At 44.4% G+C, this 25,970-nt stretch carries 30 protein-coding genes and 1 riboswitch; of the genes, 12 read left to right on the top strand and 18 right to left on the bottom strand.

Annotated elements, in window-relative coordinates; translation table 11 throughout:
* Nucleotides 1–7: 7 nt before the first annotated feature.
* On the top strand, nucleotides 8–1,126 hold the full coding sequence (locus M3221_RS18975) for an MGDG synthase family glycosyltransferase (protein WP_251273290.1): 1,119 nt from the start codon (nucleotides 8–10) through the stop codon (nucleotides 1,124–1,126).
* A gap of 92 nt (nucleotides 1,127–1,218) precedes the next feature.
* The gene (locus M3221_RS18970; protein WP_251273289.1) at nucleotides 1,219–1,833 is read left to right on the top strand and encodes a DedA family protein; all 615 of its coding nucleotides are present in this window, start codon (nucleotides 1,219–1,221) and stop codon (nucleotides 1,831–1,833) included.
* Nucleotides 1,834–1,890: 57 nt separating this feature from the next.
* On the opposite strand, the gene M3221_RS18965 is transcribed toward M3221_RS18970, so the two are convergent.
* Entirely contained in the window at nucleotides 1,891–2,775 is an 885-nt protein-coding gene (locus M3221_RS18965) for a diacylglycerol/lipid kinase family protein (protein WP_251273288.1), read from the bottom strand.
* An 18-nt stretch (nucleotides 2,776–2,793) separates the two neighbouring features.
* A complete protein-coding gene (locus M3221_RS18960) occupies nucleotides 2,794–2,952 on the bottom strand; it encodes an Lmo0850 family protein (RefSeq protein ID WP_251273287.1) in 159 nt (52 codons plus the stop codon).
* 166 nt (nucleotides 2,953–3,118) lie between these two features.
* Here M3221_RS18960 and cls point away from each other — a divergent pair, with 166 nt between their 5' ends.
* Both cls and M3221_RS18950 read left to right on the top strand, forming a co-directional pair.
* Nucleotides 3,119–4,585 carry a cardiolipin synthase gene (gene cls, locus M3221_RS18955; RefSeq protein ID WP_251273286.1) on the top strand — a complete coding sequence of 489 codons (1,467 nt, stop codon included), beginning with the start codon at nucleotides 3,119–3,121 and terminating at the stop codon, nucleotides 4,583–4,585.
* A gap of 292 nt (nucleotides 4,586–4,877) precedes the next feature.
* A complete protein-coding gene (locus M3221_RS18950) occupies nucleotides 4,878–5,060 on the top strand; it encodes an SE1832 family protein (protein WP_251273285.1) in 183 nt (60 codons plus the stop codon).
* Between the two features lie 496 nt (nucleotides 5,061–5,556).
* Here M3221_RS18950 and M3221_RS18945 read toward each other — a convergent pair whose 3' ends face one another.
* The 6 genes from M3221_RS18945 to M3221_RS18920 form a co-directional block, all read right to left on the bottom strand.
* Nucleotides 5,557–7,098 (bottom strand): polyamine aminopropyltransferase, encoded by a 1,542-nt coding sequence (locus tag M3221_RS18945; RefSeq protein WP_251273284.1) that lies wholly within the window; start codon nucleotides 7,096–7,098, stop codon nucleotides 5,557–5,559.
* A 12-nt stretch (nucleotides 7,099–7,110) separates the two neighbouring features.
* Nucleotides 7,111–7,506, bottom strand: a complete 396-nt coding sequence (locus M3221_RS18940; protein WP_242235291.1) for a DUF350 domain-containing protein — start codon at nucleotides 7,504–7,506, stop codon at nucleotides 7,111–7,113.
* Nucleotides 7,507–7,531: 25 nt separating this feature from the next.
* Entirely contained in the window at nucleotides 7,532–8,092 is a 561-nt protein-coding gene (locus M3221_RS18935) for a DUF4247 domain-containing protein (protein WP_251273283.1), read from the bottom strand.
* Between the two features lie 57 nt (nucleotides 8,093–8,149).
* Entirely contained in the window at nucleotides 8,150–8,821 is a 672-nt protein-coding gene (locus M3221_RS18930; protein ID WP_251273282.1) for a PspA/IM30 family protein, read from the bottom strand.
* Between the two features lie 20 nt (nucleotides 8,822–8,841).
* Nucleotides 8,842–9,351 carry a DUF4178 domain-containing protein gene (locus tag M3221_RS18925; RefSeq protein ID WP_251273281.1) on the bottom strand — a complete coding sequence of 170 codons (510 nt, stop codon included), beginning with the start codon at nucleotides 9,349–9,351 and terminating at the stop codon, nucleotides 8,842–8,844.
* Between the two features lie 124 nt (nucleotides 9,352–9,475).
* On the bottom strand, nucleotides 9,476–10,606 hold the full coding sequence (locus M3221_RS18920; protein WP_251273280.1) for a YegS/Rv2252/BmrU family lipid kinase: 1,131 nt from the start codon (nucleotides 10,604–10,606) through the stop codon (nucleotides 9,476–9,478).
* A gap of 137 nt (nucleotides 10,607–10,743) precedes the next feature.
* On the opposite strand from M3221_RS18920, the gene M3221_RS18915 reads away from it, so the two are divergent.
* The 3 genes from M3221_RS18915 to M3221_RS18905 all read left to right on the top strand — a co-directional run bounded on the left by M3221_RS18915 (nucleotide 10,744) and on the right by M3221_RS18905 (nucleotide 12,475).
* Nucleotides 10,744–11,157 carry a MerR family transcriptional regulator gene (locus M3221_RS18915; protein ID WP_251273279.1) on the top strand — a complete coding sequence of 138 codons (414 nt, stop codon included), beginning with the start codon at nucleotides 10,744–10,746 and terminating at the stop codon, nucleotides 11,155–11,157.
* A 36-nt stretch (nucleotides 11,158–11,193) separates the two neighbouring features.
* Nucleotides 11,194–11,979, top strand: a complete 786-nt coding sequence (locus tag M3221_RS18910) for an HAD family hydrolase (RefSeq protein WP_251273278.1) — start codon at nucleotides 11,194–11,196, stop codon at nucleotides 11,977–11,979.
* Nucleotides 11,980–12,049: 70 nt separating this feature from the next.
* On the top strand, nucleotides 12,050–12,475 hold the full coding sequence (locus tag M3221_RS18905) for a hypothetical protein (protein ID WP_242235305.1): 426 nt from the start codon (nucleotides 12,050–12,052) through the stop codon (nucleotides 12,473–12,475).
* Between the two features lie 190 nt (nucleotides 12,476–12,665).
* Here the strand turns inward: M3221_RS18905 and M3221_RS18900 are convergent, their stop codons facing one another.
* From M3221_RS18900 to M3221_RS18885, 4 genes are all read right to left on the bottom strand, one after another.
* The gene (locus tag M3221_RS18900) at nucleotides 12,666–13,280 is read right to left on the bottom strand and encodes a PH domain-containing protein (protein WP_251273277.1); all 615 of its coding nucleotides are present in this window, start codon (nucleotides 13,278–13,280) and stop codon (nucleotides 12,666–12,668) included.
* Between the two features lie 386 nt (nucleotides 13,281–13,666).
* Nucleotides 13,667–14,197 (bottom strand): YceI family protein, encoded by a 531-nt coding sequence (locus tag M3221_RS18895; RefSeq protein WP_251273276.1) that lies wholly within the window; start codon nucleotides 14,195–14,197, stop codon nucleotides 13,667–13,669.
* Between the two features lie 130 nt (nucleotides 14,198–14,327).
* A complete protein-coding gene (locus M3221_RS18890; protein WP_251273275.1) occupies nucleotides 14,328–15,230 on the bottom strand; it encodes a YitT family protein in 903 nt (300 codons plus the stop codon).
* A gap of 127 nt (nucleotides 15,231–15,357) precedes the next feature.
* Nucleotides 15,358–16,290 (bottom strand): manganese-dependent inorganic pyrophosphatase, encoded by a 933-nt coding sequence (locus M3221_RS18885; protein ID WP_251273274.1) that lies wholly within the window; start codon nucleotides 16,288–16,290, stop codon nucleotides 15,358–15,360.
* Between the two features lie 194 nt (nucleotides 16,291–16,484).
* On the opposite strand from M3221_RS18885, the gene M3221_RS18880 reads away from it, so the two are divergent.
* The gene (locus M3221_RS18880; protein ID WP_251273273.1) at nucleotides 16,485–17,756 is read left to right on the top strand and encodes an MFS transporter; all 1,272 of its coding nucleotides are present in this window, start codon (nucleotides 16,485–16,487) and stop codon (nucleotides 17,754–17,756) included.
* Here M3221_RS18880 and M3221_RS18875 read toward each other — a convergent pair.
* The 5 genes from M3221_RS18875 to M3221_RS18855 form a co-directional block, all read right to left on the bottom strand.
* Nucleotides 17,727–18,371, bottom strand: a complete 645-nt coding sequence (locus tag M3221_RS18875) for a uracil-DNA glycosylase (RefSeq protein WP_251273308.1) — start codon at nucleotides 18,369–18,371, stop codon at nucleotides 17,727–17,729. The two genes, M3221_RS18880 and M3221_RS18875, sit on opposite strands and share 30 nt — an antisense overlap.
* Nucleotides 18,372–18,447: 76 nt before the next feature.
* Nucleotides 18,448–19,317, bottom strand: a complete 870-nt coding sequence (locus M3221_RS18870) for a DUF6612 family protein (protein WP_251273272.1) — start codon at nucleotides 19,315–19,317, stop codon at nucleotides 18,448–18,450.
* A gap of 153 nt (nucleotides 19,318–19,470) precedes the next feature.
* Nucleotides 19,471–20,250: an SDR family oxidoreductase gene (locus M3221_RS18865; RefSeq protein ID WP_251273271.1), complete on the bottom strand. Its 780-nt coding sequence runs from the start codon at nucleotides 20,248–20,250 to the stop codon at nucleotides 19,471–19,473.
* Between the two features lies 1 nt (nucleotide 20,251).
* Complete coding sequence (locus tag M3221_RS18860) at nucleotides 20,252–21,256, bottom strand: lactonase family protein (protein ID WP_251273270.1); 1,005 nt, start codon at nucleotides 21,254–21,256, stop codon at nucleotides 20,252–20,254.
* A gap of 62 nt (nucleotides 21,257–21,318) precedes the next feature.
* Nucleotides 21,319–22,215, bottom strand: coding sequence for a LysR family transcriptional regulator (locus M3221_RS18855; RefSeq protein WP_251273269.1), 897 nt, complete (start codon nucleotides 22,213–22,215; stop codon nucleotides 21,319–21,321).
* A 110-nt stretch (nucleotides 22,216–22,325) separates the two neighbouring features.
* On the opposite strand from M3221_RS18855, the gene M3221_RS18850 reads away from it, so the two are divergent.
* Nucleotides 22,326–23,558 carry an MFS transporter gene (locus M3221_RS18850; RefSeq protein ID WP_251273268.1) on the top strand — a complete coding sequence of 411 codons (1,233 nt, stop codon included), beginning with the start codon at nucleotides 22,326–22,328 and terminating at the stop codon, nucleotides 23,556–23,558.
* Between the two features lie 7 nt (nucleotides 23,559–23,565).
* Here the strand turns inward: M3221_RS18850 and M3221_RS18845 are convergent, their stop codons facing one another.
* On the bottom strand, nucleotides 23,566–23,712 hold the full coding sequence (locus M3221_RS18845; protein ID WP_251273267.1) for a Fur-regulated basic protein FbpA: 147 nt from the start codon (nucleotides 23,710–23,712) through the stop codon (nucleotides 23,566–23,568).
* A 167-nt stretch (nucleotides 23,713–23,879) separates the two neighbouring features.
* Nucleotides 23,880–23,990, top strand: a riboswitch (TPP riboswitch).
* Nucleotides 23,991–24,064: 74 nt separating this feature from the next.
* On the opposite strand from M3221_RS18845, the gene M3221_RS18840 reads away from it, so the two are divergent.
* Genes M3221_RS18840 through thiS form a run of 3 tightly spaced genes read left to right on the top strand, consistent with a single transcriptional unit; the run spans nucleotide 24,065 to nucleotide 25,970 of the window.
* Nucleotides 24,065–24,625 carry a thiamine phosphate synthase gene (locus M3221_RS18840; protein WP_251273266.1) on the top strand — a complete coding sequence of 187 codons (561 nt, stop codon included), beginning with the start codon at nucleotides 24,065–24,067 and terminating at the stop codon, nucleotides 24,623–24,625.
* Between the two features lie 8 nt (nucleotides 24,626–24,633).
* Nucleotides 24,634–25,770: a glycine oxidase ThiO gene (gene thiO / locus M3221_RS18835; protein ID WP_251273265.1), complete on the top strand. Its 1,137-nt coding sequence runs from the start codon at nucleotides 24,634–24,636 to the stop codon at nucleotides 25,768–25,770.
* A complete protein-coding gene (gene thiS, locus M3221_RS18830) occupies nucleotides 25,767–25,970 on the top strand; it encodes a sulfur carrier protein ThiS (protein WP_251273264.1) in 204 nt (67 codons plus the stop codon). The genes thiO and thiS overlap by 4 nt, the downstream gene beginning before the upstream one ends.

Below are 25,970 nucleotides of genomic sequence, written 5' to 3'. Positions count from 1 at the left end.
AGTTAAGATGAAAATTATTGTGCTTCCTTTATTTCGTCTGTCATCGGGCCATCATAAAGCAGCGGAAGCGGTTATTGAACATATTAGTATGGTTTGTCCGGATGCGAACATTCAAACTGTAGATATTCTCAGTTATTGCCACGAATCACTGGAATCTGTTGTCTCTAAAATGTACATGCAGTGGATCAGCAAAAAACCCGAATCCTACAGCAAGTTTTACAAATCTTTTATTTACACACCTGATGGCAGAAGAAGCAATCAAATGCCCCTCCATGTGTGGGATAAATATTTCGAGTTCCGTCTTGCCCGGCTCATAGAAAAAGAGCGTCCCGACTATATTATCTGTACACACAGCTACCCATCAAAGCTGCTTAACCACTTGAAACGCCAACAGAAAATTACGGTTCCGGTGATCAACGTATATACAGACTTCTTTGTTAGCGATGTATGGGGAAAACGCGGCATTGATTATCATTTTGTGCCTCACCTCGAAGCAAAAAAATGGCTTATCCGGCTCGGCGTTTCTGCAAGCCGCATTTACGTAACGGGTATTCCGATTCATCCTTCTTTTGCAACAGGACACGCCCGAACTAAACACCGGTCTATTCTTGTTGCAGGCGGTAACAGCGGTTTGGGACAGCTTGAAAAATTGCTGCAGCATTTAAACGAACGAACGCTTTCTTACACGTATAAAGTGCTGTGCGGCCATAACGAAAAGCTGCGCACACAAATTGAGCTGCTGAAAAATCCACGTATTAAAGCTCTGCCTTATATGAGCAGCCGTGAAGAAATGAATCGGTTTTATGAAGAAGCATCTGCCATTATTACAAAACCGGGCGGCATTACTGTCAGTGAAGTGCTTGAAAAAGAGTTGCCTGTTTTTATTTCAGGCGCCCTGCCCGGCCAGGAAGAGTTTAATGCCGACTATTTAAAAAAGCGCGAACTTATTTATGAACTGACAGATGACCTTCCCATTGAACAGCAGATTACTGCCATTATCGACAGCGATATTGAACGAGGCAAATGGAAAAAAAGACTTCATCAATACAGTCTTGAAAAAGAGCAGAATTTAACCACAACATTGCTGTCTATTTTCGGGAAAAATTCTTCTTCTGTACCGCTGTAAAAGCAGGCGTCCTGTTTTTATTGGTGAATGCATAAAGGTGCATGCTATAATGTCAACCGAGACGAAAAAATTTCTTCATGGAAAGGGTTATTATGGAAAACTGGATTATTTCGATGATGGAGCAGTATGGACTCTGGGGCATTTTTTTCTTGATTGCACTTGAAAATATATTCCCTCCGATTCCGTCTGAAGTTATTCTTACCTTTGGCGGTGTAATGACCGGCCAGACAGATTTGACTGTTACGGGAGTTATACTCGTTTCAACAGCCGGATCGGTTGTAGGTGCTATTATTCTATACGGTGTCGGGTTGATATTGGATGTGCAAACAATGGAGAAAGTCGTGGCCCGTTACGGCAAGTTTCTTCGTGTGAAAAACGAGGATATTCACCGGGCGGATGCCTGGTTTGATAAATATGGAGTTTGGACGGTTTTTCTCTGCCGCATGGTTCCTCTTATCCGAAGCTTAATTTCTATCCCTGCCGGCATGTCCAATATGAATTTTCTTTTATTTGTTTTGTTTACGACTGCTGGAACGTTAATATGGAATACTGTTCTTGTAAACTTGGGTGCCGCTTTCTCCGATTCATGGCATACGATCGTTGACTATATGGATGTGTACTCAAATATCGTTTATGCGATATTGGCCATTATTTTTATCGCAGCAGTTATTTGGTTTGTCCGCAAGTTCCGCAGCCGCTCTGCTTAAAATAGAATGTTCGGATCTTTTTTAATAAGCGTCCTGCCTTTCTTCGGCGGGGCGCTTTTATGCGGAACAAAGACAGTCAATATGCCCTTTTTTAACGCTGCAGACAGCCGGCGTCACAGCATACACTTCTCCATCCATGTCGATAAGCATCGGATGATCGGTTTGAATTGTGAATGATTGAACATGGTAGTGTTCAAGATTCGCGGCATGTTCTCCTGTTGCCTTAATTTTCTTTGTTTGAAGTACTTCTTTTATAAGCGGAAAGCCCGAGTCTTTTACAATGATAAGTTCTAAGTAACCGTCTTCATGATTCGCTTGAAAAGGAAGGTCAACTGTCCCGATATAATTTCCATTCAACGCAACAACCATTGCCGCTTCCCCTTCATGTTTCCTTCCGTCCGCTTCAATCATATAATGAAAAAAAGATGGATGACGGACCGTTTCAAGGGCACTTAAATAGTAACTCATTTTGCCGATCATCGATTTTTTGTTTTCATCGATATTTTCGGAAGTATCGGTAATCATGCCAATCCCCCAGAAGTTTGCAAAAAAACGATCATTCATGGCACAGACGTCCACTTTACGGACAACACCTGTTTTTAAGAGTCGGCAGGCCGCGTCCAAGTCTTCCGGAACTCCAATTGCACGGCTGAAATCATTACAGGTTCCACCTGGCAGTACAGCGACAATAGGCCTTTTTTCCAATCGGGCGATTCCATTAATGCATTCATGAACCGTTCCGTCACCACCATAAATGATGACAATGTCATAATCCTGAACGGTCTCATAGCACAGTTTTTCTCCTTCTCCGGGTTCGGTAATCACTTTCCGCTCAACGTGCCCGACCGCTTCCTTCAAAACGGATATTACTTGTTCAATAACCGGTTCTCTTTGACTTCCGGCATGCTCGTTGTGTATAAAAAGCCCTTTTGTAAAACGCACCGTTGCCACGCTCCCTTCTTATCCAGAGTGGCAGGAGGTAACCGCCTTCAACTGGCTCTGTGCTTCCCTGCATTGCAAAGCGGTCCATAGCGCTGTTCTTGATTTGGTTACGGTTGCTTTTACACCCAGCCTGGTAAGATTATCGACAATTTTTCTCGTCCGATCCGCACTCTTCATGGTCATCCATCCTTTTCACGTTTAATGGTTTATACGTTCTTTATACAAAAGCGTTTCATTTTTTTATAATCCTTCTTTATGTTCCCCTTTTTTCCTTTTTCAATCCGGATATTTATGACTTTTTCGTGTATAGTGAGAGTGACTATTTAAATGGAACGGAATGGTGATGAACGTGATCATTGAATTGTATTTTTTCCCGTGGGCTGCTTACGTGCTTTTCACATTGAACATAGTGCTCGCTTCAGCCATTATTTTTATGGAGCGGCGCGATGCAGGCGCAACATGGGCGTGGCTGATGGTCTTGTTTTTCCTTCCGCTTCTTGGTTTTGTTCTTTATCTTATATTCGGGCAGAATTTAAGCAGAAAGCGGTTATTTGACTGGGAAGACAAGAAAAAAATAGGACTTGAAGAACAAATCAGCCATCAAAAAAGAGCTATAAAACGCGGCATTTATCCGTTTGCCAACCCTCATACAAAAGAAAATACGAAACTTATTTCTATGCTGCTAAGCTATAATGACGCAGTTTTATCGGAAGATAATCAAGTTTATATCTATACAGATGGCGCTGAAAAATTTGATTCTCTGATGAACGATATGCGCAGAGCCAAAAACCATATTCATGTTCAGTACTATATTTTCCGAAATGACCGGCTTGGCAAAGAGATTATTACTCTTTTAACGGAAAAAGCACTGACAGGTGTGGAGGTACGCGTGTTGTATGATGATATGGGTTCAAGAACGCTTCGGCGCAAACATTTTCGGAAGCTTATTGAAGCCGGCGGTGTGGTAGAGACCTTTTTCCCTTCCCGCATTCCCTTAATTAATCTACGGCTGAATTACCGAAATCATAGAAAAATTGTTGTCATTGATGGACAGATCGGCTATGTAGGCGGCTTTAACGTTGGTGATGAATACTTAGGAAAGGACCCGTCCTTCGGCTATTGGAGAGATACTCACCTGCGTGTTGAAGGCAGCGCCGTTCATGCACTGCAGACTCGGTTTATTCTAGACTGGAACCAAGCATCTAAACGGCATGATTTTATGTACGATGAACGACTGTTCCCCGTGCCGGCCACAACCGGTGATACCGCCATGCAAATTGTGACTAGCGGGCCGGATTCAGAATGGGATCAAATTAAAAGCGGCTACCTTCAGCTTATCTCAACAGCAAAAAAGTCTATTTATATCCAGACTCCTTATTTTATTCCAGATGCGAGCATTTTAGACGCACTTCGTATTGCCGCTTTGTCTGGAATCGATGTAAAAATTATGGTGCCCAATAAACCGGACCACCCTTTTGTCTACTGGGCTACCTATTCTTATGCCGGAGAACTGTTAAAAGCGGGAGCAAAAATTTATATTTACGATGACGGCTTTATTCATGCTAAAACCATTGTCGTAGATGAAAAGCTAAGCTCGGTCGGCACTGCAAATATTGACGTCCGCAGCTTCCGTTTAAACTTTGAAGTGAACGCCTTTATGTATGATTATGAAACAGGCCGCCAGCTGGCAAAAATTTTCCGTCATGACATGACGGTCTGTTTTGAATTAACACCTGAGCTATATCAGCAGCGCTCTCCTGCTATTAAATTCAAGGAATCTATTTCTCGGCTCCTATCGCCGATCCTTTAAAGAAGCGAAATTCGCTTCTTTTTCTTTTTGTTGAAATTTCGTAAATAAGTTTTGAACGTTCTGTGAACATATGATATATTATATTTACAAACTAATTACGAGGTGATTGATATGGATCAAGTACTTATGCGGCAGTTAAATAAACACGGGCTCGTTTTCGCGGTGGTCCATACGGCGTTTTTCTTAAACCTCGCTGTTGAATTTATGGTTTCCCGCTAAATATTAAAAGCTGCCTGCTCTATGCAGGCAGCTTTTTCATTTGGTAAACTAAAAGAAAAAAGGCGGTTTATCCATGAACAAGTCACAAATTGAATATAAGATTCAAGAATTAAAAATGGACTATATGCGTGTACAAGGCGACATTGAAAAACTAGAATCTACCGGACACGGCGTATCAAAAGCAGAAGAAAGACTCGTTGAAATGGAAAAAGAGTTAAAAGAATTAAATGAACTGCTTTTAAAAGCGGAAAAGTAAAACGGTCTTCCTTTTGTATACATACAGTTAAGAGCAGATCAAGCCGGCTCCTAAACAGGAACCGGCTCAGTGTGTAGACAAAGTCTTTCGCTTTTAAAAAAAGAGCCGATAAGTGAAGCCGGCCGGACTTCGCGTTCCACGGGCAGTGCGGGAGCCTCCTCGGCTGCGCCTGCGGGGTCTCCCGACTCACTGTACTTCCCGCAGGAGTCTTCGTCCGGCAGGCTTCACTAAGTGGTGTTGAAGAGCAATAAGCAAGGAATGAATAGAAATGTTCTCTTTCTGAAACAGAAAAATACGACCTTATGAGCTCTATACCATCTTGTCGCAAGCCACTTGGCAGCGGGAGGGCAGCGCCGACTCCTATGGGAGCCCCCCCCCCCCGGAAAGCGGAGCTGCCTGGACGCCGCCGATCCATCCCATTCATGTGCATGATCATCCATATCATTTGTCTACACACTGAAAGCCGGCTCCTAAATAGGAACCGGCTTTTTCTTTATTAATAATAGCGCCATGATTTTTCATAAACTTCAATTAAATTTGGACGAATAAGGGTGTTCGGCTCAATTTGGGCCCCGTCTTCCATTTCTGCATCTTCGTCCTTCCCGAATTTCGTTAAAGCCGGCAGCAGGTCAGCTGTTAAATAGCGCGTATCTTTTATTAAGGACAGCCCTTCTACATCCATGCCCTCTCTTGATGCCAGCACATATCCCCACCCGCCAAAGCTTGGAATGTCCGCGTGCAGGTTTTCCGTTTTCAATCCGGCTGCCCGGATGGTCCGGTCAATGGTCCAGTAAACTTGTGGTGCAAATACGGGACTTGTTGCCTGGACAATCATCGCACCATCTGCCTGCAAGTGATTGCGGGCGAGAGAGTAAAACTCCTGGGTATATAATTTGTTCAGTGATTCATTGTTTGGATCCGGCAAATCGATAATGATGACATCATAAAACCCGTCTGCTTTTTCTAAAAACTGAAAAGCATCCTGATTGACGATATCTACACGCGGATCATCAAGTGATCGCTTATTTAAATCGGTTAACAAGTGATTCGTACGTGCGGTTTCTGTCATGGCAGGATCAAGGTCCACAAGTGTAACACGGCCAAGATCTTGATATTTCAGCAGCTCTCTTACTGCCAGTCCATCACCTCCGCCAAGCACTAAAACACGGTCGTGGCGGGCAGCTGCTGCCATTGTTGGATGGACGAGAATTTCATGATACCGGTGCTCATCGGACGAACTGAATTGAAGCTGTCCATCCAAGTATAAACGGGTATCTCCCTGTTCCCTCGTTAAAACAATTTTTTGGTAAGCTGTTTGTTCCGAAAACACGACTGGATCTTTGTATAATTTCTGCTCAAAGTGAAATGCCGCTTCCTCACCAAAAAGAGCCCCGGCTGTTAAAATTCCTAAAAACGCAATGCCGCACGCCGCATGAAGCTTAAATCGCTTTAATTCAGAACGAAATTGAAAAACAATCCACAGTGCGACAGCGATGTTGATTAAAGCGACAAGAAAAGACGTTTTCACAAGTCCAAAGTATGGCCGAAGCAAAAATAAAAACAATAGACCGCCAATTAAACCTCCGGCGTAATCGGAAAACAGCACTTTAGCTGCACTTTTTTGAAGTGACACACCGATTTCATTTGCTTTCCGGATTAAAATGGGCAGCTCCACGCCCGTTAACGTTCCAACAAGCAGCGTTACACTGTATAAAAATAAAGCGTCTGTTCCCTCCGGCAAATAAGCCGTTACGCCAAATAGAAGAAGAGCTGAAAATCCGCCAACGATACCAATGCCGTATTCAATCCAAATAAACGAAGCAATTAAACGGCGGGTTACTTTCTCGCTTATGTATGCGCCGATGCCCATTCCGGTTAAAAAAAGGGAGATGGTGAGTGTATACTGCTTCACTCCATCTCCTAAAATGTACGAACCGAGTGCGCCGAACAGTACTTCAAAGATAATGCCGCATATCGAGACAATGCCCGATGCATAATAAATCGACCGGCTTTGCCGGATGGAATGCTGTTCAGTCATCAAAACACCGCCTTATGAAATCGAAGCGCCAATAACAAACGCCAGTCCGACTGAAACAGAAAAGGAAACAATTCCTACCGCAAGATTGCCTGATTTCAGCTGTTCTTCTACAGAAAAGCTTCTTGTCATCAGCTCAAATAAGATATACGCTGCAAGCTGCAGCACCATACCGAATAAACCCCATATAATCGTTTCTGTAATTGTATCGTTGTGAAAAATAGAAAAAGTAATAATAATACAGATGCCGATAATTTTCCCGCCGATTGACAGGGCAACGGCTGTATTGTTTCCTCTTATTTCATCCCAGTCTTTATACTTTCTTGTAATTTGTTCAAAAACAATTAGCCCAACCACAACCACTGCAATGGCTACGATAAAATACAAAAATGTCAGTAAAAATGGATTCACAGCTTCATTCCCTCATTTCGTTTCATTATTTTCCTTCTCCCGGTCCGCCGCCGCGGAATGTCGAGCCACGGCCATAAGAGCCATTAGAAAACGTCCCGCCTCCGTAATAACCGCCGCCTGAATAGCAGCCGCCATCGTTATACCGGCACCGGTTCGTTTGTGTCCGCTCCCAATTTGAACCAAAACGCCCATTCAGCAATGAACCGAGCAGCATGCCTGAGAAAAAGCCGGGATTGTAATGCGTACGGACAAATTCATCTTCTGCTACTTCCACAAGCGTGGAGCCTGGATTTTCCAGATCTTCCGTTAAAATAATAAATTCATTGTCATAGACAAGCACCTGGCGGCCGTCCACTTCCTGGCCGATTTTTTCTGGCTGCTCTACATCAATCAGCTCAGCGGCCGTTTCCTGCAAGCTTTGATTCGTGCGGTAAAGCATCGCCTGGTCGTTTGTGTTTGTATTGTTTTGCACAGCATCAACAAATGTATAATTTTCATCAACATAGTCATCTGCTTCCTGCAGGCCACAGGCAGCAAAAAGAAAAACCGATGCAGTGGTGACAATCATCCATTTTTTTATTTTCATATGAAAACACTCCAAATGAACAGAAACGGCCCGCCGCAACAGGCGGACCGCGGTTCCTTATTCTTTTCCGAGTTTTTGCTTAAGAGCGGCGAGTTCGTCATCTACTGCGCTGTTTTTCTTTAAAGCAGCAAGTTCATCATCAAGGCTTCGCGAACCCGCACGCAAATCCTCTGACGTTTCAGCTTCTGCTTCATACTGCATCACTTTTTCTTCCATCCGCTCAAAGCCGCGTCTTGATTCATCCCCGCCGATAGAAGACATGGCGCGGTTCATCTTTGTGCGCGTTTTGGCCGATTCAGCGCGCGCTTTTAATGAATCTTTTCTCATCTGCATTTCTTCATATTCACGCTTCATTTCTGCCAGCTTTTCACGAAGAACAGCCACATCCTCTGCCGCCTGCTTATGTGCTTCTTTCATAGACTCCGCTTGCTTCGCATGATTGTTTTTATCCTCAAGCGCACGGCGTGCCAGATCCTCATTTCCTGCTTCAAGTGCGTCAATGGCCTGCTGCTGGCGCTTTTCCACCATGCTGTTTGCGTCGTCATATTTCTTTTTCAGCATTTTTTCGTTGGCAAGCTGCTTGGCAACAGCTGTTTCCGCGTCACGAATATCTGCTGACATTTCCCTCATAAACTGATCAAGCATTTTCACCGGGTCTTCCGCTTTATCAAGTGCCGCATTCAGCTCGGAACCTACGTATGTTTGTACACGTTTAAAAAATTGAAACATATTCTCTCCTCCAATGTTGGTTAGCTTCCCGCTAAAATAGTGATTTCATATTCTTCAATTCCGTATCCATAGCTGACTTCCACATCGCCACCCCATACTTCCACAGACAAAAAGTGTTCTTCCGAATCATCTGTATAATCGTAGTAATCAACGTTTCTGCCATGGACGTTTTCACTTCGGCCTTCTGCTTTTACATAAGCACGTCCGCTTTCTTCAAGGTAGTATGTGCGCCCATCATGCGTTACTTTTTTCGCTCCCGGCTCCAATCCGGGGACCCGTACCTTTTCATACATGCCAACTTCCAGCTCATCATCGAGCTCTACGCTCAGCCAAAGGGTTTTACCAGATGCAGCAAGCTGATAAGCATCCCACGTATAACCGCTGTCATTGTAATGGATTTTTCCCGTTACTTCATAATCGGCTAAGTCATACGTGACAAAATCGCCAACTCGTAAATTCAACAGAGTCCGCTCTTTTGTTTCCGGTACGGTTTCTGCAGTGCTTCCAAAAAGCTTCTTCCAAAACCCCATCTTTACTCACCTCACTTTTATGTACGGACTGATGGCAGAATCGTTTCACTTTTTTAACTATAACGAAGAAAAAGTCATTTTTAGCGATAAACGGAAACAGGCGTCTTTTGTTAAAAGACATCGCTTATGGAATGAACACCTTAATATGGCCCTGCAGTACTTCGAGGCTCAGCGGAACAGCATCCCCCATATCGCCGTCTACATTTGCTTTTAATTCCGTTGTAGAGCGGACATTCAATTTTTGGGACCGGAAATATAAAACATCCGGGTCTTCTCCCAGGTCTCCTTTTAATAAATTCGCACCGATACGTATCAATTTTGGCAGTGCTACATCTTTAACGATAAAGCAATGAAAAAAGCCATCTGCCGATTTTGCCTCAGGTGCAAGCTTTTCAAATCCGCCCACTGAATTTGTAAGAGCGGCCAGAAAAATAAGGGCTTCTTCTTCAAATGTCCGGTCCTTCGTTTCAATTGTCAGGGGAAATGGTGTTTTATCCCGCAGGGTTTTAAAGCCTTCTACGAAATAAGCGAGCGCGCCCAGCGTCGTTTTTTGAGCCGACGTTACTTCACCGGTTGCTTCTGCAATCCCGCCAATGGCTAAAATATTTAAAAAATAACGGCCATTTACTTTGCCAATATCAGCAGGCTTTGTTCTGCCTCCTAATACCCGAATAGCCTCCTCCGGCTCGAGCGGAATATGCAGCGCACGCGCAAAATCATTTACGGTACCGAGCGGAACAACCCCCATAACAGGGCGGTGCGGCTGTTCAGCCAGACCGTTTACAGTTTCGTTCATCGTTCCATCTCCGCCCATTGCAATCACTGCATCCAAATGCCGTTCACAGGCTTCTTTTGCAAAAAGCATGGCGTCTCCTTCCCCTCTGGTTAAACGGGTTTCCACCTCATATCCTGACACCTGGAGCTGTTTATAAATAGAGTCAATGTATTCCTCCGCCTGTTCTTTTCCAGAAGAAGGATTCGCAATAATCATGGCTCTTTTCATGCTTCCTTTGCCTCCTTGTTTACTCGATCGGCGATTCCGGTAAAACTGCCCGGTTCCAAGTTTATCGTTCAACAGCAGTTCCATCCTCTCCAAATCCTGCTTACGAACCGGCGGATCCTGCTCCGACCAGTTCACAATATAAATAAAATAATATTTGTTTATAAGCCGAAAAATCACATTCGATTGCGGAAACCGATCAAATACGGCTTTCACGTTATACCGCTTTGTATACGTCCAGCTGATTAATTTCATAATAAGTCACCTACCGCTTGTATACCCGGATTTTGACGAAAAGAACATAGCTGGCTGCCCTTTTTCGCCAAAACTAGTGAAAGGAAATCAGCGTCCGGTGAAGAATGAGTTTAAAAAGAACAAAGGAGGGATTTTCTGTGCATACTACAAAAGAAGCGGCCGCTGCTTTAAACATCAGTCCAACAACCTTAAGCAAATATGTAATCGCTCTTGAGGGAGCTGGCTTCCGGTTCGAGTCTGGAAAACGGAATGTCCGGATGTTTGATGAAAAAGAAATGGCTACGCTGCGCCAGATGATCGAAACCGCCGCCTCCGAAGACCTTCCTCCCGGCCAGGCAGCCAATATGATTGGACAAACCGCCTATCTGTCTTTGATTGAAGACCGCTTGTCTGCCATCGAACAACGTCAGGAGCATTTAATTCATTTATACGATAACCTTTCTTCCCAGCTCGCACGCCTGCCTGCCCACCATATTCCTGATTATTCACCGCCTTCTTTTTTTCTTTTGCCGCGCCGAAAAGCAGGATTTTTGAATTTTTTGTCGAAATAGGTAAAGAACTATGCTAAAAAGAAGGAGAACGTTACGTTGAAAAAAGCTGTTTTTTTTGATCTTGATGATACACTGCTGGATGATAGAAAAAGCATCCAAACCGCATTTGATGTAACTTGCGGCGAGCTGGCGGAGAAATATGAAAAGGATGCAGCCGAGATAGAAAAACACGTCCGTACGGCTGCTCATGCGCAATATCAAACATATGACTTTTACCCGGTCACTCTTTCCATTGGAATCAATCCGTTCGAAGGTCTTTGGGGTAATTTCGGTGACGTGCACCATAACGGCTTCCGGTCTATGGGAGATCAAATTGCCGATTATCAATTAAAAGCCTGGGAAAATGGCTTGAAACAAGCCGGGATCCCTGCGTCCGAAGCAGAATGGGCACGCGAGCGTTTCCGTAACGTCCGCCGCAAATCTGCTTTTGTATACGAAGAAACCTTTGATGTTTTAAACACATTGCGCGATAAAGGCATCCGCCTCCTGCTTTTAACTAATGGAGCTCCTTCGCTTCAATTGGAAAAGCTGACGATGACGCCGGAACTTGTCCCGTATTTTGAGCACGTGCTTATCTCCGGACATTTTGGGTTTGGAAAACCGGAAAAAGCAATTTTTGACCACGCCCTCCGCTTAATGGACCTGGAGCCGGGTGATGTGCTAATGGTAGGCGATAATCAAGGCACGGACATTTTAGGTGCGACTCGCACCGGCATCGAATCAGCCTGGATTAACCATGGCGGAGAAGGAAAAATCGTTGAAGGAGCAAATCCTGTACACACACTCAGCCGGTTAAAAGATATTCTTTCACTGATCGAATAGGTTTATCCTAACGAAAAACGGGTAAATAATGTTGAAAAGAAACAGTTACCTGTTAAGAGGAGAGACTTAAATGGAAAAGCATCTTGAACCATCCAAGCTGGATATTAAAATTTTTGATAAAAAAAACAGCCGCCCGTTCGCGGAGGCTTCATTAGACAATAAAGAAGTGTATGAGCTTCGGGACGATACGATGCGCACACCGCTTGAAAAAGCAGATGTATTTGAACAGCTTCTTCAAACGGAAAACGCATGTGAATTATGGATTGTTCCCGTAATAGAGTCCACTTCCTCTTTTACTCAGTCCCTGTCAGAAGAAAAAGCATCTGCCCTGTTTGGCATGCTGTCGTCTTTTCGCAAAAACGTACAGCGCGACCGGACGTTTCTTGTGCTCGGGCCGGATTGCTCTGCCAGCATGAAAGAGAAAGTGAAAGAGCTCGGCTATACAATTCTTCCGTGTGAAGAAGCTGACCTGCAAAATGTGACTGTAGAGTATTAAAGAGAGTATAGACAAAGTAAGAAAGCAGGCTGATTGAAAACGTCTGCTCTCCTAGGAACGCCGCCGGCTGGGAAGCGGAGTGACCTTTTGGGGGTCATGAGCATTCGCAGACGGCAAGTGACGCCGAAAGCGGGCGTTTGTCAACAGCCTGTATTAAAAAATACCCCGCCTGTAACCGGCGGGGTATTTTTTAATTGTTGATATATTTTTCAAATACGGCACCGAAGTCTTTTACCCGGTACGTATCACTCGATTTTTTCAGCCAGTCAAAAGCGTATACATTCACTTTTTCAAACTCGGCAGCCAAATCAATTTGTGTTTTTGTAATGTTTTTAATAGAATTGGCGGACATTTCTAAGCTTTGCTGCGCATAGCCAAAATTCATTTCGTTTTCTTGCTGCATTTCAGCAATTTTCAATAGCGCTTTGTATAAATCCTTTAGCTCTTCCAGGTGCTTTTTATGCACATCAATCGAATACGTCTGGGTTCCAAGCGTAAACTTGATTTCCACATCCAGATCGACAGTACCTGCTGTTTCAAGGTACACATTTGAAACACGGTTTGCCACATAGTTATACCGGCGAAGCAGCCGCTTTTTACTGACTGCGTTCGCTCCATCTACGTGAACAAGCCCAAGATTGGTAAAGCAATATTCATCTGCTTTTGATTTGATCAGAAAATAAATTTTCTCATCGTCTTCATGCATAATGTAATCGTCTGCATCGACCTTGTCATAATCTGCAGGCTTAATAACCGCTCCGACATCACTCAATCCTAATACGTCTGCTGCTACTTTTCCAAACACAATATACCAGCTCCTTTTATAACGAAGTATATAAATGCATACGCTATTCTCTCGCTAAAGGTTTCACTTTTTTGGAGGGCCCTTTCACGACAAACTATTTTTACTCAAGAAAGAGTTCAATTATTCACCAGCAGGGCATTTTAACGGTTAAAAATAATTCATGACGATAAGCGGGCCATTTCGATTTGGGATTATCTGTCCCAGGCTTCCATATGTTTGGTGTTATAAGCCAGTGTCTAACATCATTTATCCGCAACTATTTCGTTCAGTCCTGTTTATACATCGATACATTTTTTCACATTCAGAAAACAGTCCTAAATTGTAATAACGGTGCTGACTGCTAAAGAAAAAGCATACCCCTGTTTGAGAGGTATGCTTTTTCTTTTTTACTCACCAACGACAAATTCAAAATTCGCGCTGAATTTCACGTCTTTTCCTACAAGAACGCCACCTGTTTCAAGCGGAGCATTCCATGTTAAACCGTATGCCTCACGGTTTATTTTGCCTTCTGCATCAAAACCGGCAATTGTGCTGCCATCCATTGGGCTTTTTGATGTTCCGTTGTATTCAACGGTAAATGTCTCTGTATTTGTAACACCTTTTAATGTGAGCTGGCCAGTTACCTCGTATTCATTTTCGGATACCTTTTGGATCGTATCGCTGATAAATGTGATTTCCGGATGCTGTTCCGCATTAAAGAAATCACCTGAACGAAGGTGGTTGTCCCGATCTGCGTTATTTGTATCAATTGATGCCGTATCAATCGATACTGTCCATTTTGCAGCTTCTAATTGATTGACATCACCATCAATTTGCACATCAAAGCTTGTAAATTCACCTTTTGTTTTTGATACCATCATATGTTTTACTTGAAACGCAATCCCGCTGTGTACCTGGTCAAATGTTAATACTGCCATTTTGCATACCCCCCATTAATTCACAAAAGTAACTTTGTAACTTTACTATACATTATATATATTTCGAATTCAAGATAATAGCACAATTTTTTTCCATAAAAAAAGCCTCGGCATTGGCCGAGCCTTTGGCTTAGTGAATATCTTTTTTCTTAAAGCGTCCGCCTCGCACTTCCGCAATATCTGCCACTGCAAGAAATGCTCCTTCATCCAAATCTTCTACAATGGATTTTAATTTCGCTTCTTCAAGCCTGGTAATGACACAGAAAATGACTTTTTTGTCTTCGCCAGTATAAGCACCTTCTCCATCTAAATACGTAACACCGCGACCAAGGCGGGCGATAATCGCTTCACCAATTTCTTTGTACTGATCAGAGATAATCCAGGCTGATTTCGACTCATCCAGCCCTTGAATTACTACGTCAATTGTTTTAAAAGCTACAAAGTACGCGAGCACAGAATACATAGCCCGGTCCCAGCCGAATACGAAGCCGCCCCATAAGAAAATAAACACGTTAAAAAACATGACAATTTCACCAACTGAAAATGGCAGCCTCTTGTTAATCAAAATCGCTAAAATTTCCGTGCCGTCGAGAGAGCCCCCATACCGGATGACTGTTCCTACTCCCGCTCCAAGCGCAATGCCGCCAAACACAGAAGCCAACAGAATATCGCTTGTAAAGGCTGCTACTGGATGCAGGAACGTGGAGAAAATCGCTAACACGGTAATCCCAAAAATCGTTGAAAGCGCAAAGGTTTTGCCGATTTGTTTATAGCCGAGGAAAAAGAACGGAATATTCAGTAAAAATAAAAAAAGACCTATCTTGACACCAGTTATACTAGATAAAATAATCGAAATCCCTACAATACCACCGTCCATAATCGAGTTGGGTACCAGAAAAATTTCAATGCCAATAGCCATTAATATAGCGCCGATAAAAATAAATAATGTTCGTTTCAATAAGCGCCTCGGCCCTGCTTTTTGATGCTGCCTTTGACGATTCGGTTCTTGTGGTGCTGCTTGCAGCTGTTCCATCCACTCACCCCTTTATTCCTATATTTATTCTTTCTATTATAGCAAGTTCCCCAAAGCAAAAAAAGCGCCTCTTGAAAAGAGACGCTTTTCTGTTCGTTAACGCCCTGCATAACAAGGGCATTTGAACTTAACGATTTTGAAGAATTTCCGTTAATACAGGAACGATTTGTTTTTTACGGGATACAACGCCTTTTAAAAGCGCCTGGTTGTCGTCAAGTTTTACATTGAACGCTTCTTCCACAGCTGAAGTTTCTGCACCAATCGCGATAGCTACAGAGTCGCTGTTTAAGATATCCGTAATGACTACAAGGAATAGATCAAGTGTTTTTTCTACGATCGCATCTGTTACAGCTTGCTCAAGCTCCGCTTTCAGTGCTAACACGTCAGCTGGATCAATAGCGTTAATTTGTGCGATTTCTACTTTTTTGCTGCCCATCGGGAATACTTTCGCGTCGATACCGATAAGCTCTTCTGCTGTTTTGCCGCTTAAATCCGCGCCCGCTTTCAGCATATTAAGGCCGTATTCATTCGCATCTATCCCAGCAATTTGGGCCAGTTCCTGCGCAGCTTTTACATCCTGCTCTGTGCATGTTGGTGATTTAAACAAAAGAGAATCAGAAATGATCGCTGACAGCATCAAGCCGGCAATCTCTTTTTCGATTTCCACACCATGCTCTTTGTAAAGCTTGTTTAGGATAGTCGTGGTGCAGCCAACTGGCTCCGCACGGTAGTAAAGCGGATCTGTTGTTTCAAAGTTAGCAATCCGGTGGTGGTCGATAACTTCAAGAACATGTACGTCATCAATGTCATCTACACTTTGCTGACGCTCATTGTGGTCCACTAAAATAACAGAGTCTACTTCTGGTGACGCTTTTTCAATTAAACGCGGCGCTTCCGCATTAAATGTTTTTAACGCAAAAGCCGTTTCATCGTTGATATCACCAAGGCGAACCGCTTCCACGTCAAAGCCAAGCTTCGTTTTCAAGTCAGCATAAACGATTGCTGAGCAGATTGAATCCGTATCCGGGTTTTTGTGGCCAAAAATAAATGTTTTTCCCAATTGTTTTCCCTCGCTTTATGTAGAGTATTCCGTTTCATTTTAACGTAAAACGAAAAAAGTGTCCCGCTTTAATTACAGTATAGCGGAAATGATTTTAAAAACCTATAAGATTAATTGGTTTAAACGTTAAATTATTGTAAAGAGCAGGAATGAAAGAACGCGGATTGGAATTATATTACTATGGAGGTGTTTCTATGCGAAACAAAGGGGGCTGGAAATGGTTTTTTACCATGCCCATTCTTTCCTGGGCTTTATATGATTTCGCTAATACGATTTTTTCATCGAATATTACAACGATTTTCTTCCCTTTTTATGTACAAGAAATCGCGGGCGGAAGCGAACGGCTTGATCAAATTGCCAGTACCTTCTTGTCTTATGCCAATGCTGTTTCAAGTTTTTTCCTCGTTGTTTTCTCTCCTTTGTTCGGTGTATGGATTGATCAAAGCGGACGTAAAAAGCGCTGCGTCATGTTTTTTGCTTTTGCTGCCATTTTGTCCACTGCTCTTATGGGGCTGGCCGCCCCGCAGAACTTTGGAAACTGGCACGGGCTGCCGGCAGCTTTTATGGTGGTTGTTGTATTGTTTGTGGCGGCCAAGTTTTTCTACCAGTCCAGCTTAATTTTTTATGATGCGATGCTGCCTGACATCAGTACAAAAGAAACGATGCCGCTTCTGTCAGGGTTCGGAGTGGCCATCGGTTATATGGGTACACTTGTCGGCCTGGCTGTTTATCCGTTCGCCAGCGGCGGTACGTATGCGGATGCTTTTTTACCGACTGCAGGCTTGTTTTTACTTTTCACTCTGCCGCTTGTTCTGTTTTACAAAGAAACGCCGCGCCCTGTGCAGGCAAAACGGCCTTTTTTCGCCGGTTACCGGGATGTGTGGGAAACATTTAAAGATATGAAAAGCTACCGCCCAATCTTTTTGTTTATGATCGTTTACTTCTTCCTCAATGATGCCATTGCCACTGCCATCGCCATGATGGCCGTGTATGCAAAAGCCATTGTCGGTTTTTCATCGGGCGAATTTATTTTACTTTACCTTGTTTCAACCATTTCGAGCATCATCGGTTCATTTATTTTCGGCTATGTTACGCGGTCAGCCGGTGCAAGACAAGCTGTTTTTTACGTTGGGATCATTTTGTTCGCCGCCCTTTTGCTCGGGACCTTTGCCATCAATCAGCCGATGTTTTGGATAACAGGCAGCTTATTCGGCGTGGCACTCGGCGCAGTTTGGGTCACGTCCCGCGTGCTGATTATCGAGCTTTCTCCTGAAAACAAGCGAGGCCAGTTTTTTGGGCTGTTTGCTTTTTCCGGCAAGCTGTCCGCTATTGTCGGCCCGCTTATGTATGGCACAATCACGCTCTTGCTCGCTGACCATGGCGACATTGCCAGCCGGGCAGCTCTTTCATCATTGATGCTGTTTGTGTTAATTGGCTTAATCGTACATCGGAAAATCCCGGCGTAGCAGGCGAAGCTTTTCCATGTCTTCATGAATAAGCTCAAGCAGGCGGCGATTATAAAAGATGGACGCTGGATGAAAAGTGGGGAAAACACGATAGTTCTTTTTAGTCCATTCAAACTGTTCTTCTTTTAGCTGCAGTACTGGCTGTACGAGCAGTTCCCCATGAAGATCGGATACTTTTTTGTCATTTCCGACCAGCCGTTTTAAGCCGATGTTGCCCAATGTGACAATAATTGGCGCTTTTACATGCTCAATCTCATAATCAAGCAGCGGTGCGTGCGCAAGAATTTCACGGCTGGTCGGGGCACGGTTGTATTTTCTTTTTACAGTCGCACCGTCCGGCCCCTTTTTTTCACCCCATTTGTACGGGCGGCTTCGTACGGCACTTGTAATATACACCTCTTCCCGGCCAACCCCTGCCATCTCTAGAAATTTCATTAACTCTTTTCCTGCCCGGCCGCTGAACGGAATGCCGTTTCCAATTTCGGTTTCACCGGGTGCTTCTCCAACAAGCATAAGCTTTGGGTGCTCCGGCCCGCTTCCGTAGACAAATCCTTCGACCGGATACGGCTCGATTCTTTTTTTGCCGAGCTCAGCAAGCTCTTCGGGAATTCTCATACGATCGCTTCTTTCTTTTTTACTCATTTTTCCCTTTTCCCTAAAAGAAAAACCCGCCTTTAAGGGCGGGTTTCTTTTACATCTGTATTTCCTGTGCGTTTTTCACAATATCTTCTGGAACAGTGATCGCTTTTACTTTGTTGTAGTTGCTGTAGTCCGCGTTCATTACTTGATTAACTTTCATGGACTCTCCTTCCATTTCCATCGTCATATCCATGATCATATCAACCGCTGTAGTCTGAAAGGTTTCTTTGTCTACATTGATCGTGTAGTCCACTTTTTCAATGTTCATGCCTTTCATCATTTCGTCAATGGCCGCCTGGTCTTCCTCTCCTTCAAGCTGCGGGACAAACTGCTTCATTTGGTCTTGAATGAGCTTATTAAATTTGTCACCGGAAGCCGACAGCTTTAGGATGTAAGCATCCTCTGTCTGTTCAAAAGTAAAATCATCTTTAAATGCTTCGAGCTGCTTCAGCTGCTGGGACGGGTCGGACTGCTGCTCGGTCATTTGCGTAATTTGATCGTACATTTCAGACGGCATTTTCATCCACTGTCCGCTTGCTGAATCCTTCATAAAAAAGCCCTGCTCTGTCATGTACATCTCCATATCCATCTTCTGGCCCTCTTCTGTGCCACCCATATTCATATTCGTTGTTCCTTTTTGATAAATAGCGAGCGGATCGGTCGTAATATTCATATCCATGACAGAATCGGTTTTCATTTTTAAATCTTGGGACGGCTGCTCCAATTGCTGGGTCATATCGACTTTAGCACTTAAGCTTTTCGTTTCGTTTGAAACCTCCATCGACTTATCGAAGACTTCGCCAAGCGTCATATCACTTGTTTGTTCCTTCGTTGTTTCCGGTGTTGGTTCCGCTGTCTGTCCACATGCTGCAAGACCCATTGTCAGAAAACCCGCTGCGGTCAGCTGAGCCCACTTTTTCATTTTTTTCTCTCCTTTTCATCGGTTCTCACCCTACATACGGAGGAAGAAGAAAAAAGTTCCAGAAAAATTCCTAATAAGTAAAAAAGGACCACAAAAAAAGAAAAACCAGCATGCACCGGTTTTTCTTTTTTATAGAAATATGACTGAAGTCCTTTACAGAAGCGATTCAACCCCATCAACATACACAACAGATCCTGTTACGTGACTGGCCGCGTCACTAGCCAGATAATGAACAAGGTCTGCTACCTGCTCCGGCTGCCCGGACCCTCCGGCAAGCGGCTGATTGCCTTCTGGGTATTCAATCGGAATCGTAATTTCTTTCAGTTTTTCTTCTTCTTTGTTTGTACTGGCGTCAATGTTCGTATCAATGGCTCCCGGGCAGACGACATTAACACGGATTTTAAACTGTGCAAGCTCGACCGCAGCCATTTTACCAAGACCCACCTGTCCTGCTTTCGTAGTCGCGTAAGCTGAAAATCCAAAGTTTTTAAACGTACGTGTCCCGTTGATGGACGACGTGATAATAATGCTGCCGCCCTGCTTTTTCAAGTAAGGAATGGTGTATTTTAATGTTAAAAAGGTGCCGGTTAAATTGGTCATCATCACGGAATTCCAATCGTCCGGCTCCAAATGCTCAAGCGGCGTAAAAGTGCCATTTTGCCCTGCATTGGCAAAAACAATATCGATTCCGCCAAATCTTTCTGCGCCTTCTCGAATGGCTTTTTCCATCTGATCCGCTTTTGATACATCAGCTGTTACGTGAAAAGCGCGGTCTTCGCCGATTTCACTCACAAGCTCGTCTGAATCTTCCCGGCTGCGGTCGAGCAGGATAATGTTCGCACCAGCTTCCGCCATTTTAATCACGGTGGCTCTGCCAATTCCTGACCCCGCTCCTGTGATAAGTGCTGTTTTACCTGATAAGGATGTATTCATCTTACCTCTCTCCTCTCTTAATAACACAAACTGGCTTTGTGACAGCGGCTCTTCCCCCTGTAAACACAGGCAGACCATTTGGCTGAATTTTAAACAAGCAGATTTCATCCGAATCTTGGAAAGCCACCACTAAAAAAGGCTCATCCGGCAATGCATAAAAACTGCGCGGCGTTTTTCCATCCACTTTTACATGACGCGGTTCAGATAAGGTGCCGTCTGGGCCGATATCAAAAACCGCCAGCCCATCCCAGCCCCGTATGGCCCCATATAAAAATCGGCGGTCGGAACTTATTTGCACATCCGCTCCTGTATGCTCGCCGCTGTAACCGGCCGGCAGCCCGGCAAGTGTATCGAGATGCGTAATGGCGCCCCCATCTCCGACTTTATAAACGGAAACCGTAGAATCCAGCTCATTCATCACATAAACAACGGGCTGCTCTGGATGAAAAAAAGCCATGCGCGGCCCTGCTCCGGGTGCCGCTTTAACTTCCTTTATAATCTCCAGTTTATGTTTGTCGTAAACCACAAGCGTATCTGTTCCAAGATCGCAGACAAGCAAGTGACGCCCATCTGGAAAAGGCGTAACCGAATGAACGTGCGGCGCATCCTGTCTTTCTTCGTTTGGACCGCTTCCTTCATGTTTTGAAAAAGCGGTTTTTTGAAGGGTATCACCGTTGCGTTCGTATTTCGTTACAGATCCCCCGTAATTCGCTGTCCATGCATATGTATCTTCTGCATAAATATGGCAGGGAGCCATTTCTCCTGCGTCAGCTTCTGCTTTCAAAATGAGATCATCAGGCTCAATACTAAAAAGAACCGCTTTTCCATCCATTGATTCAGACGCTGCATATAAAAAACTATCTGCTTCTGCCAGGAAAGACGGATTTTCTACGCCGCTGAAACGGTTTGTGATCGTCAGCGTTTCCGACTCCGTGTCTACGATTACTTTGTAAATACCCGGCTCTTCTTTTTTGGCATAACTGCCTGCCCAGAGTGTGTGGTTCACCAGCTAATCCCTCCATTTACGGTTTCATTCTATTTCTTCTTATTACCCCGTCTTTTTCTTTTTCATACCTGGCCGCCATGATTTTGTTGCAGATATTTTTCTGCAAATGTTTTAAACTGGCGGGCAGCCGGTGATAAGGCTCCACACTTTTTTACGCCGATCGCTATTTTTCGAACAAGAGAATAATCGCTGATCTCGATAAAAACAAGCGGCTCATGAGCAATTTCCGGTTTTTTTGGAAGCACACAAAGGCCCAGCCCTGCCGCGACAAAGCCGGCAATGGTCGGAACCTCCTCTCCTTCAAATGTGATCTGCGGCTCGATTCCCAGCTCTTCACACATCTCATCAAACATAAATCGGAGGCCAAACCCCTTTTTAAAGGTAACGAAAGGTTCAGCCGCTGCTTCATGGAATGAAAGATACGGCCGTTTTGCAAATGGATGATTCGCGGGAACGGTTATATACAACTGCTCTTCCCGAACAACCGTCCACTCGATATCCTGGCGTTTATAAGGCGGTGCGGTAATGCATAAATCTGCTTCTTCTTCCTGTACTTTTTTCATATTGACTTCTCCTGCTCCCTGAGAAAGCTGAAAAGTTACGTTCGGGTAGAGCCGCTTGTACTCTGCAATTAAATTTGGCAGCACGTGCGGCCCAAACGTCGGCAAAAAAGCAATCGATATATGGCCTTTATCGGGAGATACAATTTCTTGAATGCCTTCCTTTGCTTCTTTCATAAGTTGAAGAGCCTGCTGCGCTTTCTGAACAAAAATGACACCTGCCTGCGTCAGCTGAACCTCTTTTTGTCCGCGCAAAAAAAGAGGTGCACCAAGCTCTTCTTCTAATTTCATGATCGACCGGCTGAGGGCGGGCTGGGAAATTGCCTGCTTTTTCGCTGCTCTTGTAAAGTTGCGCGTTTGCGCCACGGCTGCGGCATTTTCAATTTGATGCCATTCCATCGAATCCCTCCATAACTAAAACGCATTGTTCCTATGTTAATTATAAATTGGAACTATCATTTTCAGAAGCGTATAGTAAAACATAGGATGATGAGGAAAGAAGGATGCACATGTCATTTATTGAAAAAGGAACCGTGGAACAAAAAAAAGCGAGCTTTGCTTTGTTTTTAGGAGGCTTCGTTACCTTTGCGACGCTGTATACCACACAGCCGCTTATGCCGCTGTTTTCGGAGCAATTTGGTGTTTCTGCTTCAACTGCAAGTCTCGCTCTGTCCCTGTCTACCGGTGTTTTGGCACTTTCCATGATCGGAGCAGGCGCGCTTTCTGATGCCTACGGAAAAAAAAAGCTGATGGCCGTTTCGATGTTTGCAGCCTCTATCATCGGGATCTTGACAGCTTTGAGCCCAAACTTTTGGACGCTGCTGTCTTTCCGGGCACTGCTCGGTCTTTTTTTAGCGGGTGTACCGGCTATTGCAATGGCATATGTAGCGGAAGAATTCAATCCGAAAGCCGTTGGATCGGCTATGGGACTTTATATTAGCGGCACAACCATTGGCGGAATGTCGGGACGTATCTTAACGGGGCTTTTAACCGATTTCTTCAACTGGCGAATCGCTTTGCTGTTGATTGGACTGACGGCGCTGTCAGCCAGTGTTCTCTTTTTAACTTCACTGCCAAACCCGCGCCATTCCGTAAAGAAGCAGCCTTCTTTCAAAGAAATGGCATTCACATACCGAATTCATTTGTATAATCGCCCCTTATTGGCTGTTGTCTCGCTTGGTTTCTTGTTAATGGGCAGCTTCGTTACGCTGTATAACTATATTGGTTTTTTACTGATTACTCCTCCCTATTCGCTTAGCCAGACGCTGATTGGATTTATTTTTGTTGTTTTTTTAACAGGGACGTTCAGTGCGGTTTATATGGGCAAAAAAGCAGACAAGTATGGAATTCCGCTTTTGCTGAAATGGTCGATTGGCATCATGGCATCCGGTGCCGTATTGACGCTTTTCCCTTCTCTTTTCATGAAAATTATCGGCATTGCTGTTTTTACGTTCGGTTTTTTTGCCGCTCATTCGATCGCAAGCACATGGGTAGGAGAATATGCGGGATTTAACAAAACACAAGCGTCTTCTATGTACTTACTTCTTTATTATCTTGGCTCCAGTGTTGTTGGATCATTCGGCGGCTGGTTTTGGTCACATTTCAATTGGATCGGTGTTATTGGCTTTATTCTTTCCCTTCTGGCCGGGTCAATCCCTCTTATTTTCTATGCTGAACACAAACAGCCCGGTGTTTATTGCATCTGGAAAAACAAAACCGCTCAAGCGCATGGAAACGCTTGAACGGTTTTTAATTATCTATTGATTCACTTTGGTCGCTTAAATGCATTAATTCTTCCATTGATAATTCATAAAGCTGGCGGTCGCCATACTTGAAAATCCCTTGAGCCATCAGCTTTTCAATCCAGATCATTTGTTCATTTTCTGTCGTGTTCATGGTGTTCTTCCCCTTTTTTCTTGTTGCCTTTATTTTATTCCCCCGAAATAAACTTTATGAAACATACTTTGCGACAAATAAGGACAAGAAAAAGAGACCGCTTTTTTAGTTTACGAATTTATCGTGACACCTGTTTTCATTTGTGCTATCCTAAAAAAAACTGAATATTCTTCCACTGGAGGTGCCTTTTAAAAAGGCTGAGATCAAAGTGAGTGACTTTGGGATTCCTGGAACCTGATCCAGTTCATACTGGCGTAGGAAAGTGGCGAAAACCTTTTTAACCGTTCATCTTTATGCATTCAGCGCTGCTTTCTTCTATAAGAAAGCAGCGCTTTTTATTTTGTTTTAGGAGGTGAGGCAGCTGATTCATGCTGTAACTGATGGAGCCGGCCTGCCGGATCATGTACAAACAAAGCTGCTTTCTCTTTTTCCAGAAATCAATGCTGTTTGTATCCGGGAAAAAGGATTGTCTGCACAACAGCTTTTCACTCACCTGACCGGCTTGATTGAGCGGGGAATGCCGCCCGAAAAACTGATTCTTCACTCATCACCCGATCTGGTGCCCTTTCTGCCGGTATTAGGCGTTCACTTTTCTGAATATGATGAACGGCTGACACATTTTAAACAGAAGCATCCTGACAAGCTTGCCGGCCGGTCCGTTCATTCTGTTTCTTCTGCCCAAAAAGCGGAAGCCGACGGAGCTGATTACCTTTACTTTGGACATGTGTTTGCCACAAACTCCAAAAAAAACCTGCCTGGACGAGGACTCGACGCTCTTCGCAAAGTAACCGAGTCTGTTGCCATTCCGGTCATCGCTATTGGCGGAATTGATCAGAGCAATATTCCAGCAGTCCGGCAGGCAGGTGCTTCCGGTGTTGCAATGATTTCGGCTTTTTTCAACAGAAAGGTGTGAAACCGTATATGAACAAGTATGAGTATATTTTAATTGGCGGCGGTGTCATTGGCTGTTCCATTGCCTACCGTCTTGCCAAAGCAGGTTATTCAGTTGCACTGTTTGATTCGGGCGCTGCTGGGAAAGCGTCGATGGCTGCAGGCGGTATGCTTGGAGCGCAAAATGAATTTGAGTGTGAAAACCCGCTTATGGAAATCGCTCTTGAGAGCAGGGATTTGTTCCCCGACCTGCGTGATGAGCTTTTTGAAGAGTCCGGTGTCGACATTGAGCTCAGAAAAGCCGGCCTGCTAAAAGTAGCCGCATCCGAAGAAGATCGGGACGCTTTAGCAGCTCAATACCGTTTTTTGTCGGAAAAAGATCCAACTGTTGCCTGGCTTGAGCCTGAAGAGATTCCCAAAATAGAACCTCAGTTAACGGGCCATACAGCCGGTGCGATTTATTTAGAAAAAGACAATCAAGTAAAAGCGCCGCTGCTTGCGCTTGCATTGCTTCGTTCAGCAGCCAATGCAGGCGTTCACGTTTATGAGCACACGGCTGTTCAAAAGCTGCTAATAAAAGATGGACAAGTTCTCGGAGTCCAAACAAAATCGGGTGATGTCTACGCGAATCGTGTCATTAACGCAGCGGGTGCGTGGAGTTCTTCTCTTCTTTCAGATACCGGCTTCTCTCTGCCCGTTATTCCTGTAAAAGGCGAATGTATATCCGTGAAGCTGACAGAAAAAGCGCCTGTTAAAACGGTATTTGCAGTTGATGGCTGCTACATCGTGCCAAAAAGAAACAATGAAATGCTGATCGGTGCGACCTCCACGCCAAATACGTTTGATCCGTCTGTTACAGCCGGCGGCATTCGCTCGCTGTTAAATCGCGCAGCCCGCCTGCTCCCGGTTTTAGATACGGGCATGATCGAACGCACCTGGTCCGGAGTCCGCCCCCAGGCGGCAGACCATCTTCCTGTTATCGGTGCGCACCCTTTTATTGACGGCTTATACATATGCACCGGGCATTACCGAAACGGCATCCTGCTGAGCCCTGCCACTGGGCTGTTAATGGAAAAATATTTGAGCGGCTGTTCAAGAACGGCGGCGCGTCTTGCGTCGTTTTCTCCGGCGCGCTTTTTACCCCAAAAGGAGGCAGCATCTGTATGAAAATGACTGTAAACGGACGCGAAGTAGATGTACCGGAAAATGTAAGAACGGTACGCGACCTGCTGGATCACTTTGGTTTAAATAAAGATCTGGCCATTGTGGAATTGAATCAGTCTATTTTAGATAAAACAACGCGGGACGATCAAAAGCTGGCAAATGGCGACCGTGTGGAAATTGTACAATTTGTAGGAGGCGGATAA

Source organism: Domibacillus indicus (genome assembly GCF_023715895.1).
GTDB classification, from domain to species: Bacteria; Bacillota; Bacilli; order Bacillales; family Domibacillaceae; genus Domibacillus; species Domibacillus indicus_A.
This window is presented reverse-complemented; position numbering and strand designations above follow the sequence as displayed.